This is a genomic window from Kitasatospora sp. NPDC057940, assembly GCF_042887425.1.
In the GTDB taxonomy this organism is placed as follows: domain Bacteria; phylum Actinomycetota; class Actinomycetes; order Streptomycetales; family Streptomycetaceae; genus Kitasatospora.
The window spans coordinates 438491-456032 of record NZ_JBHVPH010000003.1 but is presented as its reverse complement, the minus strand read 5'-3'; the positions used below and the strand labels follow the sequence as shown (position 1 = coordinate 456032).

Sequence of the window (17542 nt, the reverse complement as noted above, 5' to 3'; positions counted from 1 at the left end):
CGATCTTGCGGAGTGAGACGGGACCGACCTAGTATCCGCCGTACTGTTCGCCAAGTAGCGAATCGGCGAAGGGATTTCCGGGGCGTTGAAGCGTTCCCGATCGCCGTGAAAGGTGGATCCGTCATGCCTGGCCCCGATCGGCGCGCGCACGCTCCGACCCTGTTGTCCTTCGCCCAGCAACGGCTGTGGTTCCTCGACCGGCTGCGGCCGGGCCGGCCGGACCACAACGTCCCGACCGCGGTGCGCCTGCGCGGCCGACTGGACCAGGAGGCGCTCACCCGGGCGCTGACCGAAGTCGTGCGGCGCCACGAGGTGTTGCGCGGCAGGATCGTCGACACCGAGGACGGCCCGCGCCACGTCGCGGAGCCGGTCGAGACCTTCGTGCCGACGATCACCGATCTGACGCACACCCCCGCGGAGCAGGCCTGGCAGCGGGCCCGGGAGCTGGTGGCCGCCGATCTGGCGACCCCGTTCGACCTCGGGACCGCTCCGATGCTGCGGGCCCGGCTGATCCGCATCGCCCCCGACGACCACCTGCTCCTCCTGGTGATCCACCACATCGCCTGTGACGGCTGGTCGCTGTCGGTGCTGTGGCAGGAGTTCTCCGCCGGATACGGCGCCGCCGTCGACGGCCGGCCGATCGCCCTGGCGGACCTGCCCGTCCAGTACGCCGATTTCGCCGACTGGCAACGGAGCCACCAGGCCGGAGCGGCGATGCTGGACCAACTCGCCCACTGGCGCGAGCACTTGGCCGACCTGAGCCCGTCGGTGCTCCCGACGGACCGGGCCCGCCCCACGGAGTGGTCAGGCCGGGGCGACCAGGTCGAGATCGAGATCCCGGCGGAACTCGCCGAGCGCATACGCACACTGGGGCGCGCCCACGAGGTGACGCCGTTCATGACCCTGCTGGCCGCCTTCCAGGTCCTGCTCGCGCGCTGCACGGGACAGGCCGACGTGACGGTGGGGACGCCGATCTCCGGGCGGACCCGGATCGAGGTGGAGCCGCTGGTCGGCTTCTTCGTCAACACGCTCGTCCTGCGCACCGACCTGTCGGGCGACCCCGGCTTCACCGACGTGCTCGCCCGGGTGCGGCGGGGCGCGGTGGAGGCCTACGCCCACCAGGACGTCCCCTTCGAACGGCTGGTGCAGGAGCTGCGGCCCGAACGCGACCTCGGCCAACACCCGCTGTTCACGGTCATGTTCCAGCTGGAGGATCCGCCCGCGCTCCCGTCCGGCCTCCCGGGGCTCGAAGTGAGTGCCCATCAGATACCGAACGGCGTGGCGAAGTTCGACATCGAGGTCTCCATGACGGACGGCGGCGATCGCTTCACCGGCGTCATCCGCTATGCCGCCGACCTCTTCGACCGCGACACGGTGCGGCAACTCTCCGAGGGTTTCCGGGCGTTGCTCGACCAGCTCGTCGACAGCCCCGAACGGCCGATCTCGGCGTGGGAGACCCCTCCGGGCCTCCGGGTGAGCCGCCCCGCGCCCGCCACCCTCGGGACCGAGACCGAGCCCGCCGCAGAGACCGAGCCCGAGACCGAACCCGCGACCGGGCCCGCCACCGAGACCGAGCTCCTCGTGCTGGAGACCTGGGCCGCGGTGCTCGGTGTCACCCCGGACGGCGTGGACAGCGACTTCTTCGAGCTGGGCGGCCATTCGCTCCTCGCGTCGAAGGTCATGTCCCGACTCGGCCGGGCACTCGACCTCGAACTGCCCGTCGCCCTGCTCTTCTACCACCCGACCGTCGCCGAACTCGCCGACGGCATCGACGCGGCGTTGCTGGCGGACCTCGCCGCCGCCGAATCGGAACCGCTCCCCGCCGGAAAGGCCCGTCACCCGTGAAGGCACAGCACAGTCGCCCCGAGCCCGGCCGGCCGACCGGTTCCGCGCCCGGAGCCGCCCCGTCGACCGGCCCCTCGACCGGCCCGGCGCCGGCCACCACACGGGCCACCACCCGGGCCCTGCTCGACCAACGCGTCCGCGCGGCCCGGAGCCGGGCCGCCGAGGGCGAGCCGGAGGCCGCGATCCCGCCCCGCCCGGCGGGAGCGCAGGTGACGTCGTTCACCCAGGAACGCATGTGGCTGATCGAGCGGCTGTCCACCGGCCCCGCGATGTACAACGTCCACGAGGTCTTCCGGCTGCACGGCCCGCTGGACGTGGCCGCCCTCGGCCACAGCCTCACCGGGCTGGTGCGACGCCACGAAGTCCTGCGCACCGCCTTCCCCGAGCGGGACGGGCGCCCCAGCCCCTCGGTCGAGCCGGCCCGGCCGCTCGACCTGCCCGTCACGGACCTCCGGACCGAGCCCGCGGAACGCCGGGCGCAGCTGGCCCTCGACCTCGTCCGGTCCGAGATCCTGCGCCCGTTCGACCTGGCCGCCGCCCCGCTGCTGCGCGCAGCACTGCTGCGGGTCGACGAGGACGAACACGTCCTGGTGGTGGTCGTCCACCACATCGCCGTCGACGGCTGGTCGATGCCGCTGCTGTGGGACGACCTGTCGGCGATGTACCGGAGCCGGCTGGAAGGCCGCGAGCACGAGCTGCCCCCCTTGCGGATCCAGTACGCGGACTTCGCCCACTGGCAGCGGGAGCGGCTCTCCGGCGAGCGCCTGCAGCGCCAACTGGACTACTGGAGTGCACAGTTGTCCGGGCTTTCGCCGCTGGACCTGCCCACCGACCGCCCGCGCGGACCGGTCCGCGCGGGCCGGGGCGAACGGATCACCTTCACGGTGCCCGAGGAACTGGCCGACCGGCTGCGGCTGCTGGGCCGGCGGCACGGCGCGACGATGTTCATGACGCTGCTCGCCGGGTTCCAGGCCCTGCTGGCCCGCTACAGCGGGCAGTCCGACGTGGCGGTCGGCACCCCGGTCGCGGGCCGGACCCGACCGGAACTCGACCCGCTGGTGGGCTCGTTCATCAACACCGTGGTCATCCGCACCGACCTCGCGGACGACCCGAGCTTCGCCGAACTGCTCGACCGGGTGCGCCGGACCGCCGTGGACGCCTACGCGCACCAGGACCTGCCGTTCGAACGGCTGGTGCAGGAGCTGCGGCCGGCCCGAGGCCTCGACCGCAACCCGCTGTTCCAGGTGATGTTCGCCGGCCTGTCCGACCCGGCCGCCGCCCTGCGGCTGGTGGGGACGGAGGTCGAACAGATCGAGGTCGACAACGGCACGGCCAAGGTCGACCTCAGCCTGGTGATAGCCGAGCGGCCGGCCGCCTCGGCCGCCACGACCGGCACGACCGGGACAGCCGGCACCACCGGGACCGTGGCCTTCGACACCGACCTGTTCGACCGCGCGAGCGTGGAACGCCTGGTCGGCCACTACCTGCGGCTGCTGGACGCCGCGGCCGGCGACCCCGACCGCCCCGTCTCGCGCCTGGACCTGCTCACCGAGGCCGAGCGCGAAGCGCTGCTGGTGGCCGCCAACGCCACCGACGAACCCTTCCCCGCCGACCTCTGCGTGCACGAGCTGGTCGAGGAACAGGCCCGGCTGACCCCCGACGCGGTGGCGGTCCGCTGCGGCGCCCAGCTGCTGACCTACCGGGAACTCGACAGTCGGGCCAACCAGTTGGCCCGACACCTGCGAGCCAGGGGAGCACGGCCGGAACGCCTGGTCGGCGTGTGCCTGCCGCGCTCGGCCGACCTGGTGGTGGCCCTGCTGGCCGTCCTCAAGTCGGGCGCCGCCTACCTGCCGCTGGACCCGGACCTCCCGGCGCAGCGCATGTCGTTCATGCTCGCCGACGCCGAAGTGCCGCTGCTGCTCACCCAGCGCTCCCTGGCCGACCGGCTGCCGCAGCACGGCGCCGCGACGGTGTGGACGGACGACGAGGCCGGGCTCATCGCGGCCCTGCCCGGGGACGGGCTGCCGCCGCTCGCGACGCCCGCCAACCTGGCGTACTCGATCTACACCTCCGGTTCGACCGGCCGCCCCAAGGCCGTGCTGGTCCCGCACGAGGGCGTGGTCAACTACCTGGTGGTCCGAGGCCGACAGCTGGACCTCGACGGGGACGACGTCGTCGCCTCGGTGGCCTCGATCTCCTTCGACGTCATCGTCCCCCAGGTGCTCATGCCCCTGGCCTGGGGCGCGAGCGTGGTGATCGCCCCGTCGGAGGTCGCGGTCGACGGCCCGCGCCTGACGGAGATGATGCGCGAGTTCGGCGTCACCACGCTCATGGCCACACCGGCCACCTGGCTCCTGCTGCTGGACGGCGGATGGCAGGGCGGCCGGTTCCAGGCGATCTGCGTGGGCGAACCGCTCCAGCCCGCCCTGGCCCGGCGGCTCCTCGACCGGGTCTCCACGCTGTGGAACGGCTACGGCCCCACCGAGGCGTCCGTCGGCTGCGTCACCCGGCGCGTGGACGCCGACCGGGACCTGGTCCGGCCCGGAGGGTCCGTGCCGATCGGCCGGCCGCTCGGCAACCTCCGGATCTACCTGCTGGACCCGGCCGGCGCCCCGGTGCCCGCCGGCGTTCCGGGCGAGATCCACATCGGCGGGGTCGGCGTCACCCGCGGGTACGCCAACCGGCCGGGGCTGACCGCCGAGCGCTTCGTGCCCGATCCGTTCGGTGCCGACGGCGGCCGGCTGTACCGGACCGGCGACCTGGCGCGGTACCTGCCGGACGGCAGCCTGGTCTTCCTCGGCCGCACCGACGAGCAGGTGAAGATCCGGGGGTACCGCATCGAGCTGGGCGAGATCGAGGCCGCGCTGTGCGCGCAGCCCGGTGTCGCCAGGGCCACGGTGACGGTGCGGGGCACCGGGACGGACGCCGAACTGGCCGGCTACCTGGTGTGGCAGGACCGGCCCGGTGACCTGGCGGTCCTGCGGCGCTCGCTGCGCGAGACCCTGCCCGAGTTCATGGTGCCCACGACGCTGACCGCACTCGACCGGATCCCGTTGACCACGAACGGCAAGGTGGACCGCGGGGCCCTGCCCGAGCCGGCCCGCCACGGCCACGAGGCGGGTGCGCTACCGCCGCGGGACCTGCTGGAACTCCTGATGACCAGGATCTGGGAGCGCGTGCTGGGCACCCCGCGGGTCGGCGTCCGGGACGACTTCTTCGCGCTGGGCGGGCATTCGCTCAGGGCGGTCGAGCTCGTGGAGGCGGTCCGGCGGGAGTGGGGGGTCACCGTGCCGCTGAACACGGTGTTCCGCCACCCCACCGTCGAGGGGCTGTGCGCGGAACTGCCCAACGCCTCGCAGGCCCTGCGCCGGCTCGTGGTCCCGCTGGCCGAAGGAGACCCCCGCAGGGCGCCGCTGATCCTGGTGCACCCGCAGAGCGGCGACGTGTGCTCCTTCCTCCACCTGGCCGAACACCTCACCGAACACCTCACCGAACGCCTGGCCGAGCACCCCGCCGCACACCCCGACGGACCGCTCGCCGCCGGACCGCTCGCCGGCGGCCGGCCCGTCTACGGCCTGGAGGCCGTCGGCTACAACACCGACGAGCCGCCACTGGCCACCGTCGAGGAGCAGGCGCAGCGCTACCTGCGGGAGCTGCGGTCCGTCCTGCCCGACGGTCCGTACCTGCTGGCCGGCTGGTCCTTCGGCGGGCTGGTCGCCTTCGAGATGGCCCGCCTGCTGGAGGAGGAGGGGAACCCTCCGGGGTTCCTCGGGATCATCGACGTCGGAGCGCCCGCGCCCGCCGACGGAGCCACCGACGGAGCCACCGACGGCTCCACTGCTGGAGCCACCGACGGGCCCGACGGCCATGACGCGCACGGGACGGCCCGGTTCGCGCTCGCCTCCGGACTGCCCGCCGGAGCCGTCGGAGACCTCCACGAGCTCGACGAGCAGGACGCCCTCTCGCTGCTGCTCCACGACGCGCACGCCGACGAGCGCCTTCCCCAGCGGGTGCGCACCGAACAACTGCGGCGCATGGTACGGGTCTTCACCACCAACGGCGACGCCGCCCGACGCTACCGGTCGACCGCGCGGCTGCGGACACCGATCCACCTGTTCACGAGCGCCGAGGCACACCCCGTGCTCGCCGCCCCGGTCGTGGTCCCCGCCCGGTGGCGCGACCGCACCGAGGGGGCGTTGAGCGTGGTCGAGGTGCCCGGCAACCACCACGACATGCTGTCGCCGCCCCACGCCGCACCCTTCGCCGACGCACTGTCGGCTGTCCTGGAGGAGCTCGGATGAGCGACGGACACGAACTGCCGCTGTCGTCGGCCCAGTCCGGCATCTGGTTCGCCCACCACCTGCGCCCCGGCAGCCCCGTCTACAACACCGGCGAGTACGTGGACATCCCCGGGCCGATCGACCCGGAGCTGTTCGAGACGGCCGTGCGGCGCGTGGTGGACGAGACCGAGTCCCTGCGCGTTCGCCTCACCGACGGTGCCGAGGGCCCCCGGCAGGTCGTCGCCCCGGCGCCCGACTGGTCGATGGACCACGTCGACCTCACCTCGGCACCGGATCCGCTGCGGGCGGCGGAGCGCTGGATGCGCGCCGACCTGTCCACACCGGTCGGGCTCACCCGGGACCGGCTGTTCCGCCAGGCCCTGTTCGCCGTCGCGCCGGACCGCTTCCTCTGGTACCAGCGCGTCCACCACATCGTGGTCGACGGCTTCAGCATGTCGCTCATCGCGCGCCGCGTCGCCAGGACCTACACCGGGCTGGTCGAGGGCAGGGAAGGGGCACGGCCGGCCTTCGGGCCGCTGAGCACCCTGCTGACGTACGACGCCGCCTACCACGCGTCGGAACAGCCCGAACAGGACCGGGAGTTCTGGGCGGCCCGGCTGGCCGGGCGGCCCGATCCCGTCAGCCTCGCCAGCCGCTCGGCGGCCGCCTCGGACGGCTTCCTGCGCCGTACCAGCACCCTCGACGCGCCCACCGTGGCCGCGCTGCGGCGGGCCGCGCGGCCCGCCGGGGCGAGCTGGCCCACCGCCTTCACCGCGGCGGTCGCCGCCTACCTCCACCGCCTCAGCGGCGAACGGGACATCGTGCTGAGCATGCCGGTGACCGGGCGCACCGGCTCCTCCGTGCAGTCCGTCCCCGGCATGGTGGCGAACGTGGTGCCGCTGCGGCTGCGCGTGCACCCGGAACAGGGCCTGTCCGCACTCGCGCGACAGGTGGCCGAGGAGGTCGCCGCCCTGCGCGGGCACCAGCGCCACCGCAGCGAGGACCTGCGCAGGGACCTGGATCCGGCCCGGTCGGAGCGGGTCCTGTTCGGGCCCCTCGTCAACATCATGTCCTTCTACTACCACCTGGACTTCGCGGGCGTCCGGGCCACCGTGCACAACCTGTCCAACGGGCCGGTCGAGGACCTCTCGTTCTCCGTCTACGACCGCTCCGACGGCACCGCGCCCCGGCTCGACGTCGACGCGAACCCCGCGCTCTACTCCGAGGCCGAACTCACCGTCCACCAGCAGCGGTTCCTCCGGTTCCTGGACGCGGTGGCCGCCGACCCGGATCGGCCGATCGGCCGGCCCGACCTCCTCACCCCCGAGGAACGGCAGCGCACCGTCCTGGCCGTCAACCGCACCACGCAGCCGCTGCCGCACCCGACGGTGCCGCTGGCCTTCGCGGCCGAGGTCGCGCGCACGCCCGACGCGCCCGCCGTGGTGTGCGGCGAAACCACCCTGTCCTACGCGGAGTTGAACGACCGCGCCAACCGGCTGGCCCACCGGCTCATCGCCCTGGGCGTCCGCTGCGACAGCACGGTGGCCGTGCTCATGGAACGCTCCGCGGACGTGGTGGTGTCGGTCCTGGCGATCAGCAAGGCCGGCGGCGCCTACGTGCCGCTGGACACCCGGGCCCCGGCGGCCCGCCTGCGCCGCGTCCTGGACGACACCGGGGCGGCGGTGCTGCTCACCCACCGGGCCACCCGGGACGACGCACCACTGTCCCACGGCACACCGGTCGTGGTCGTCGACGCCGACCCCGGACTCGCCGACGAGCCGGCCACCGACCCCGTCGTGCCGCTGCGCCCGGACCACCTGGCGTGCGTCCTCTACACCTCCGGGTCCACGGGCACGCCGAAGGGCGTGGCCCTGACCCACCGCAACGTCATCAGCCTGACCGCGCAACGCTATTGGCGCGAGTTGGACGGCCCACGGGTCCTCGCCCACTCCCCGCACGCCTTCGACGCCTCGACCTACGAGTGGTGGGTGCCGCTGCTCAACGGGGGCCGGGTCGTCGTGGCCCCGCCCGGCGAGCTGGCGCTCGCGGACCTCCACCGGCTCATCGTCGACCACCGGGTCGGGGCGCTGTGGCTGACGGCCGGGCTGTTCCGGGTGTTCGCCGAGGAGTCGCCCGGCACGCTGGCCGGGGTCGGCCAGGTGTGGACCGGCGGTGACATCGTGCCGGCCGATGCCGTCCGGCGCGTCCTGGCCCGGTGCCCGGACTCCGTGGTGGTCGCCGGGTACGGCCCGACCGAGGCCACCACGTTCACCACGCGCAGGGTGCTGCGCCCCGGCGAGCCCGTGCCCGACGTCGTCCCCCTCGGCCGACCGGTGGACAACAGGCGGGTGTTCGTCCTGGACGAGGCGCTGTCGCCGGTGCCGCCGGGGGTGGCCGGCGTGCTGTACGTCGCCGGTGCGGGCGTGGCGCGCGGGTACCTGAACGACCCCCGCCGCACGGCCGGCCAGTTCCTGCCGTGCCCCTTCGGCGAACCGGGCGAGCGGATGTACCGCACGGGCGACGTGGTCCGCTGGAACGCCGAGGGGGAACTCGAGTTCCTCGGCCGCGCGGACGAGCAGGTCAAGCTCCACGGCTTCCGCATCGAGCTGGGCGAGATCGAGGCGGTGCTGGCCGGGCACCCGGCCGTCGCCCAGGCGACCGTGGTCGCCGGCCCGGGCGCCTCGCCCGGCAGGCGCCTGATCGGCTACGTCGTCCCGGCCGGGGACTCGGGGCTCGACCCGGCGGCGCTGCGGGAACACGTCGGCGCGGTGCTGCCGGACTACATGGTGCCCTCGGCGATCGTCACGCTCGACGCCTTCCCCCTGACGCCCAGGGGCAAGATCGACCGGGCCGCGCTGCCCGTCCCCGACCTCGCACCGGCACCGTCGGGGCCCGAGCCGCGAACCCCGGCGGAGCAGACGATGTGCGCGCTGTTCGCCGAGGTGCTCGGCCGGCCGGCGGTGGGCGTCGACGACGGTTTCTTCGCGCTGGGCGGCAACTCCCTGCTGGCGACCCGGCTGGTCAACCGGGTGCGGGTGCGGTTCGGCCGTGAACTCACCCTCGGCGCCCTGTTCCAGGCACCCACACCGGCGCGCCTGGTCGAAGCGGTCGAGGACGCCCCGGACGCCGCGGCCGTACCGGCCCTCTCACCCCGCACACGACTCTGACACCGATCAAGCGATCGAACGATCACAGGAAGCACCTCGGCATGGTCCACACCCTCTCCCATCCCGACGAAACGCCGGCACCACCGGCACCACCGGCACCACTGGCAACACCCGCACGACCGGAGACCCCGATGGCCCAGCAAACCCCGACGGCCCCGGCACTGGGGGTGTCCCAGGTCCGCCGGTACTACCAGCTCGTCGACGCCGGGGACGTGCCCGCGCTGGTCGCCCTGTTCACCCCGGACGCCCGCTACCACCGCCCCGGCTACCGACCCATGGTCGGGCACGCCGAACTGGAACGCTTCTACCGCGACCAGCGGGTGATCCGCACCGGCGTGCACACCCTGGCCACCGTGGTCACGACCGACGACGAGGTGGCGGTGCACGGCCTGTTCCGCGGCGTGCTGCACGACGGCGGTGAGGTCGAGCTGCGGTTCGCCGACTTCTTCCGGATGACGCCGCAGGGCCGCATCGCCGCGCGGGACACCTTCTTCCACGTGCCGGCGGTCTGAGGCGGTGGACGCACCCGGTGACACCGCGCACCACGTACTGCGCAGCGGCCACCGCGACGACCGCCCACCGAACAGCGCCGACAGCGGCCACCGCGACGGCGACCGTGCCGGCGACGGCCACAACGACGGCCCACGCGGTCGCGCGTCCAACCCCGACGGGGACACTTCAGCACAGGAAAGCGGGAAGCAGTTGACCAAGACGGTCCTCACCTCCGACATCCCGGCGTTCGTCGGCAGCGGACGGCCACCGTTCGACGCGCGGGCCATCCACGAGCTGGTCGCCGAACAGGCGGAGCGGGCCCCGCACGCGCCCGCCGTCACCTGCGACGGACGGACCCTGACCTACCAGCAGCTCAACGACCGCGCCAACCGGCTCGCCGGGCGGCTGCGCGCGGCCGGACTGGCGCAGGAGGACGTCGTGGGCGTGCTGGTGCCACGGTCGCCGGAGCTGATCGTGGCCCTGCTCGCCGTCCTCATCGCGGGCGGGGCGTACCTCGGGCTCGAACCGGACGACCCGGCCGGCCGCCACGCGCTGCTGCTCAAGGACGCCGGCGCGGGCATGGTGATCGCCGGAGAGGCCCTGGGGGAGCAGCTGCCCGACACCGTCGTCACGGTGACGGTGGCGGTGACGGAAGGCGACCCGGCGCAGGAGCCGGCCGCAGGGCCGGCGGCTGCGGCCCGCCCCGGCGACCCGGACCGGCTCGCCTACGTCAGCTACACCTCGGGCTCCACCGGCGAGCCCAAGGGCGTCGGCGTGCCCCACCGGGCGATCGACCGGCTCGTCCGGGGTGCGGACTGGGTGGACGTCCGCGCCGAGGACGTCTTCTTCCACCTCGCGCCGGTCGCGTTCGACGCGTCCACGTTCGAGATCTGGGCCCCCCTCGTCAACGGCTGCCGGCTGGTCCTCTTCCCCCCGGTCGCCATCACGCTGGAGCACGTGGCGCGCGTCGTCCGCGCCGAGCGCGTGACGGTCCTGCTGCTGACCACCGGGCTCTTCCACCAGATGGTGAGCTCGCACCTGGAGGCGTTCGCCGACGTGCGGCACGTCCTCACCGGGGGCGACGTGGCCTCGCCGGGCCACGTCCAGCACCTGCTGGCCCGCTACCCGGGGCTGCTCTTCACCAACGGCTACGGGCCGACCGAGAACACCACCTACACGACCTGCTGGACCAGCAGCACCCTCCCGGAGCTGCGCAGCGTGCCGATCGGCCGCCCGATCAGCGGCACCAGGGTCGCCGTGCTCGACGGCGACCTCGGGCCGGTGCCCGTCGGCGAGTGCGGCGAGCTGTACGTGGCCGGGGCGGGCCTGGCCCGCGGCTACCTGGGCCGCCCGGCCGCGACGGCCGAACGGTTCCTGCCCGACCCGTTCGGGACCGAGCCGGGGGCCCGGATGTACCGGACCGGCGACCTCGTGCGATGGCTGCCCGACGGCACGCTGGAGTTCGTCGGACGCGCGGACGACCAGGTCAAGGTCCAGGGCTACCGCGCCGAACCGCGCGCCGTCGAGGTCGAGCTGGAACGGCTCGCCGAGGTGCGGCACGCGGTCGTGCTGCCGCAGGCCGACCCGGCGGGCGGCACCCGGCTCCTGGCCTACGTCGTGCCCACGCAGCCCGACCCGGCGGGCAACGCCGACCTCGGCCGGCGGCTGCGCCACGAGCTGCGGGACAGGCTGCCGGGCTACCTGATCCCCTGGGCGATCCTCGTCCGTCCCGAGCTGCCGGTGAACCGCAACGGCAAGATCGACCGCCGGGCCCTGCCCAGCGCCACCCGGGTCCCGCGCAACGTGGCCAACGAGTACGTCCCGCCCGTCACCGAGGTGCAGACGCGACTGACCGAGTTGTGGGGCGACATCCTCGGCATCGAACCGGTCGGCGTCGAGGACGACTTCTTCGACCTCGGCGGGCACTCCCTGCTGGCCACCGACCTCCTGGTCGCCACCCAGCGCGAGTTCGACGTGGACCTCCCCGCGCAGATCCTGTACCTGTCGCCGACCGTCGCCGAGCTGGCGACGGCCCTCACCGCCCGGATGCGGACGGCGGACCCGGACGGTCCGACGCAGAGCCCGGACGGTCCGACGGCGGGCCCCGCCGACGGAGCACGGCAGGAGCAGCCCCGATGACGGCCGTTCCCCCCACCCCGCGATGCCCGGTCCTGGCCCCGCAGCCGGTCGACCTGATCGACCCCGACCTCTACCACTCGGGCGGGGCGCACGAGGTGTGGCGACGGCTGCGCCGCGACGCCCCGGTGAGCTGGCAGCCGGTCGGCGACATCGGCTACTGGTCGGTCGTCGGCTACGCCGAGGCCAACCGGGTGCTCCGCGACCACGACACGTTCACCTCCGAACAGGGCACCCTGCTCAACCTCCTCGGCCAGGGCGACCCCGCGGGCGGCCGGCAGATGGCCGTGACCGACCCGCCCCGGCACGCGCACCTGCGCGGCCCGCTGCAGCAGGCGCTGTCGATCAAGACGGTGGAGAACGACCGGGAGGCCATCCGCCGGGTCATCGTCGAACTGCTCCGGCCGTTGGCCGACGGCGGCCCGTTCGACTTCGCCGCCGCCATGGCCACCCTGCCGATGGCGGTGATCGGCACCATGATGGCGCTGCCGGAACAGGACTGGCCGCGGCTGGTCCGGCTCGCCCACGCCTGCATCGCCGCGGACGACCCCGAGTTCCAGCTCGCCGCCGGACCGCAGGCCACCCTGGTGACCGCCCACCGCGAACTGTTCGCCTACTTCCAGGACATCGTCACCGCGCGTCGGCGCGCACCGGGTGACGACCTGATCAGCGTGCTGCTCACGATGGAACTGGACGGACGCCGGCTGTCGCCGGGCGAGATCGTGTCCAACTGCTACAGCCTGCTGCTCGGCGCGACCGTCACCACCGCCCAGCCGCCGATCGCGGCGATGGTCGAACTGGCCGGGACGGCGGTCCTGGACGACTGGGCGGCCCACCCGGAGCTGCTCGGCAGCGGCGTGGAGGAGTCCCTGCGATGGGCCTCGCCCACCCAGCACTTCATGCGCCACGCCACCCGCGACGTCGAGGTCCGGGGCGTGCCGATCGCCGAGGGGGACGCGGTCGTCGTGTGGCTGGGGTCGGCCAACCGCGACGAGACCGTGTTCGCCGACCCGGACACCTTCGACATCCGACGGCGGCCCAACAAGCACATCGCGTTCGGCGTCGGCGCGCACTACTGCATCGGACACACCGTCGCCCGGGTGGCCCTGCGGATCCTGTTCGCCGAACTGCTCGCCCGGTTCACCGGCTTCGAACTCGCCGGGGCGCCACGACGCATGCGCTCGAACATCATCGCGGGCTTCACCCACCTGCCGATCACCGCGCGGACCCGCTAGGGCGTGTCTTCAAACCCCCGCAGCCGCACCCGAGAAGAAACCCCACCCGGAAGGTCATCAGTGAACGCTCCGCCGGCCCGTACCCGCAACAAGTGGTTCCTGCGCGAGCCGTCGCCGGTGGCACCGGCCCGGCTGTTCTGCCTGCCCTACTCCGGGTGCGGAGCGAGCATGTACCGCCAGTGGCCGACATCGGTCAACGGCGTCGAAGTCTGCCCCGTGCAGCTGCCCGGCCGGGAGAACCGGATGCGCGAGCCCGCCCACACCACCTACGAGGCGCTGGCCGACGACCTCTGCGAGGCGCTGCGCCCCTACCTGGACCGCCCCTACGCGCTGTTCGGGCACTGCGGCTCCGCGTTGGCGGCCTACGAGACCGCCGTACGGCTGGTCCAGAGGGGCTGCCCCGCCCCGACCCGGGTGTTCGTCTCCGCCGAGGTCGCGCCGCAGGACGGCCCCTACGGCCGCTTCCTCGGCATGGACGACGACGAGCTGGCCGACGAACTGCGCCAGCTCGTCGCGGAACTGGGCGGCACCCTGGAACCGAGCCTGCTCGCGCTCTACCTCGGCGTCCTGCGGAACGACGTCGACATGAACAAGCGGTACCACGTGGCCGAGCCGGTCCGGCTGCCGTCCCCGATCACCGCCATCGGCTGGACCCAGGACACGGGCATCGAGCCGTCGCTGATGACCGGCTGGTCGGCCTGCGGCGAGACGACCTTCGAACTCCTTGAGGGAGGCCACTACCGCTTCATCGAGGCGCCGACGGACCTGCTGGCGCTCCTGGTCGCCGACCTGACGCCCACCCGGCCCGGCACTCCCTGACACCTGCCACCCCCTGACACCTGCACCCGGGTGAGCCGGCCGGCCGCGCCGATGCGCCGCTTCGGGCGCTGCCACGGCCAGGCGCGGGAGGGGAGTGCGCAGGGCCTGGCGGGGGGAATCCCACTGATCGCACCTCAACCCATTTCCGCATACCGCCCGCATCGCGGGGCGCGGACAGGCTAGGGTCGGCTCGTCGACAGCGGATGGACGACGCGTCGACGACGACCGGGCCTGCGCCGCCCGCGCCCCGCCTGCGCCCCTTGGTGACGGTTCGCGCCCTTGGTGCTTCCGACGCGCCCTTGCGCGCTACCTGCCGGTAAGTGTTAATACGCCGTAAATTTGACTGGCCGTCACTTTTTACGGCCCTCCCGGCTCGGCCCGCCTTCGTCGAAAGGTGCTGCCATGCGGCGTATCTCCTCGTGGACGCGAATACTCCGTTTCGGACTCAGCGGCTGCCTCCTGGCGGCCGCCTCCGGCTCCGGCATGTTCCCAGCGGTTGCCGGACCGGCCGGTCCGCCGCCGCACGGCGGGCGGTCCCAGGACGGGCGGTCCCAGGACGGGGCGTCGCACGGCGGGCCGTCGCAGGGCGGGCCGTCGCCGGAGCAGCGGATCGAAGCGCTCCTCGGCCAGCTGACCACCGACGAGAAGACGACGCTGCTGCAGGGGATCGCCGCACCGAACGGGGTGTACTCGGTCGGGTACGTCCGGGGCGTGCCACGGCTGGGCATCCCGCCGCTGCTGCTGTCCGACGGCCCGGCCGGCGTGCGGGACGGGCAGCCGGCGACGGCGCTGCCGGCGCCGGTGTCGCTGGCCGCCGCCTTCGACCCGGGGCTCGCCGCCACCTACGGCGCCGTGCTGGGCCGCGAGGCCCGGGCGCGCGGCTACCAGGTGCTGTACGCGCCGATGGTCAACCTCGTGCGCGTGCCGCAGGGCGGGCGGAACTTCGAGACGCTGGGGGAGGACCCGTTCCTCGCCGGGCGGGTCGCGGCGGCGGAGGTCCGCGGCATCCAGGCGCAGGGCGTCGCGGCGCAGGTGAAGCACTTCGCGGCGAACAACCAGGAGAACAACCGGCAGTCCTACAGCTCGGAGGTGGACGAGCGGACGCTGGCCGAGATGGAGCTGCCCGCCTTCCAGGCGGCCGTCCGGGACGGCCGGGCCTGGTCGGCGATGTGCGGCTACAACCCGGTCAACAGCATCTGGGCGTGCGAGAACTTCCCGCTGCTGCGGGACGTGCTGAAGGGCCGCTGGGGGTTCGACGGGGTGGTCGGCTCCGACTACCCGGCCACGCACTCCTCGGTGAACGCCGCGGCGGGCGGGCTGGACCAGGAGTTCGGCGGTACGACGTACTTCGCCGACCTGGCCGCCGCCGTGGCCGACGGGCGGCTCGCCCCGGCCCTCCTGGACGACCAGGTGCGGCGGGTGCTGCGGCTGATGGTCCGGACCGGGGCGCTGGACGGCGGCCAGCCGCCCGCCGCCGACCCCGCCGCCGGCGCGCGCGACGCCCGGGCGGCGGCCGCCGCCGGGACGGTGCTGCTGCGCAACCAGGGGTCGGTGCTGCCGCTGGACGCCGCCCACCTGTCGTCCGTCGCGGTGATCGGACCGTGGGCCGACCACGCCTACACCGGCGGCTACGGCTCCTCGCACGTCGCCCCCTACCCCGAGCAGGTCGTGACGCCGCGCCAGGGCATCGCCGCCCGGGCCGGTGCGGGCGTCTCGGTGCGCTACCACCCGGGCGACGACGCGAACGCGGCCGCCTCGGTGGCCGCCGGGGCGGACGTCGCGGTGGTGGTGGTCGGCGACGAGGAGACCGAGGGCGCGGACCGCGGCTCGCTGGACCTCGCCCCGGCGGACGACGCGCTGATCCGCGCCGTCGCCCGCGCCAACCCGCGGACGGTGGTGGTGCTCGACACCGGCGGGCCGGTCACCATGCCGTGGCTGGACGCGGTGCCGGCGGTGGTCGAGGCCTGGTACCCGGGCGAGCAGAGCGGTACCGCGCTCGCCGACGTGCTGTTCGGCGACGCCGATCCGGCGGGGCGGCTGCCCGTCACCTTCCCGACCTCGGCGGCGGCCACGCCGATCCGGGACGCCTCCCAGTACCCCGGCACGGACGGCGCCTACCACTACACCGAGCAGCTCGCGGTCGGGTACCGCTGGTACGACGCGACCGCCACCGCCCCGCTGTTCCCCTTCGGCCACGGCCTCTCGTACACCACCTTCGGCTACAGCAACCTGACCGTGACCGGCCCGGACGCCGCCGGCCGGGTGCGGGTCGGCTTCGACCTCGCCAACCAGGGCGCCCGGACCGGCACCGAGGTGCCGCAGCTGTACGTCTCCTTCCCGTCCGCCGCCGGCGAGCCGCCGCAGCAGCTCAAGGCCTTCGACAAGGTCACGCTGGCGCCCGGCCGGTCGACGCACGTGGAACTGCCGCTGGACCGCTCCTCCTTCGCGGTCTGGGACACCGGCGTGCACGGCTGGCAGGTCCCCGGCGGGCGGTACGGCCTCATGGTCGGCTCCTCCTCGCGCGCGCCGAAGCTGCAGGGCGCGGTGGACGTCCCGGGCGCGCCGGCCGTCTCCACCTGGTCCGGGCGGATCACCGGCGCCGACGGGTCCTGTCTGGACGCGGCGGCCGCCGCCGCGGACGGCAACGAGGCGGTAGGCCTGGCCGGCTGCGCGGGCACGGCGGCCCAGGACGCCACGGTCGGTTCGGACGGTACGATCCGCGTCCTCGACGGCTGCCTGACCCCGGCGGGCCCGGACGACGGCGCCGCCGTCCGGCTGCGGGACTGCACCGCGGGCGCCGACCAGGTGTGGCGCCCGGGTCCGGGCTCCTCGATCCTCCACCCGGCGTCCGGCCGCTGCCTCGCGGCCGCCGACGGCCGGCTGCTGCTGCGGACCTGCTCGGGGGGCGTCGAACAGAGCTGGGCCACTCCCCGCCCGAGCGGCCGGGTGACCGGCATCGCCGGGCAGTGCGTGGACCTCAACCGCGCCGACACGGCCAACGGCACCGCCGTCCAGCTCTACCGCTGCAACTCCACCGGCGCCCAGGACTGGACCGTCGGGCAGGACGGCTCCCTGCGGGCCCTCGGCAAGTGCCTGGACGTCACCAACGGCTGGACCGCCGCCGGGACGCCCGCCCAGCTCTACGACTGCAACGGCACCGGCGCCCAGCGCTGGCAGCCACGCCCGGACGGCACGCTCCTCAACCCGGCCTCCGGCCGCTGCCTCGACGCCCGCGACGGCAGCGGCGCCGACTGGACCAGGCTGCAGATCTGGGACTGCCACGGCGGCCCCAACCAGCGCTGGACCCTCCCGTCCTGACACCCTGCCGTCCTGACACCTTCCGTCCTGACGCCTGCCGTCGGCGCAGGCGCCCGCCGCCACCGGGGCGGGCCCTGCTCCGACGCGGACGACGTCCGGGCGCTGCGCCCGACTGAAATAATTCGCACACTACTCATTTGGCGCTATCCAGCCCGCCCCCGGCTGTGATCACCTTGGCGGCTGTGGCGCGCGTCACATCATGTGGGATCGCGCCACCTCACATCGCGTCACATCGCGGCGGAATCGCACC

The 17542-nt window shown here is 74.0% G+C and carries 8 protein-coding genes; all 8 read left to right on the top strand.

Translation table 11 applies throughout. The annotated features are described in order from the left end of the window. Positions 1-123: 123 nt before the first annotated feature. The gene (locus ACFVTF_RS07815) at positions 124-1845 is read left to right on the top strand and encodes a condensation domain-containing protein (protein WP_387810568.1); all 1722 of its coding nucleotides are present in this window, start codon (positions 124-126) and stop codon (positions 1843-1845) included. Then, positions 1842-6146, top strand: a complete 4305-nt coding sequence (locus ACFVTF_RS07810; RefSeq protein WP_387810566.1) for an amino acid adenylation domain-containing protein — start codon at positions 1842-1844, stop codon at positions 6144-6146. Before ACFVTF_RS07815 ends, ACFVTF_RS07810 begins: the two co-directional genes overlap by 4 nt. After that, the gene (locus ACFVTF_RS07805) at positions 6143-9292 is read left to right on the top strand and encodes an amino acid adenylation domain-containing protein (RefSeq protein WP_387810563.1); all 3150 of its coding nucleotides are present in this window, start codon (positions 6143-6145) and stop codon (positions 9290-9292) included. The genes ACFVTF_RS07810 and ACFVTF_RS07805 overlap by 4 nt, the downstream gene beginning before the upstream one ends. A 131-nt stretch (positions 9293-9423) precedes the next feature. Continuing rightward, complete coding sequence (locus ACFVTF_RS07800; RefSeq protein WP_387810560.1) at positions 9424-9804, top strand: nuclear transport factor 2 family protein; 381 nt, start codon at positions 9424-9426, stop codon at positions 9802-9804. Between the two features lie 190 nt (positions 9805-9994). Beyond that, positions 9995-11923 carry an amino acid adenylation domain-containing protein gene (locus ACFVTF_RS07795; protein WP_387810557.1) on the top strand — a complete coding sequence of 643 codons (1929 nt, stop codon included), beginning with the start codon at positions 9995-9997 and terminating at the stop codon, positions 11921-11923. Then, entirely contained in the window at positions 11920-13155 is a 1236-nt protein-coding gene (locus tag ACFVTF_RS07790; RefSeq protein ID WP_387810554.1) for a cytochrome P450, read from the top strand. Before ACFVTF_RS07795 ends, ACFVTF_RS07790 begins: the two co-directional genes overlap by 4 nt. Before the next feature lie 60 nt (positions 13156-13215). Next, entirely contained in the window at positions 13216-13974 is a 759-nt protein-coding gene (locus tag ACFVTF_RS07785; protein WP_387810551.1) for a thioesterase II family protein, read from the top strand. Between the two features lie 402 nt (positions 13975-14376). Further along, positions 14377-17292 carry a glycoside hydrolase family 3 C-terminal domain-containing protein gene (locus ACFVTF_RS07780; protein ID WP_387810548.1) on the top strand — a complete coding sequence of 972 codons (2916 nt, stop codon included), beginning with the start codon at positions 14377-14379 and terminating at the stop codon, positions 17290-17292. Positions 17293-17542: the final 250 nt, after the last annotated feature.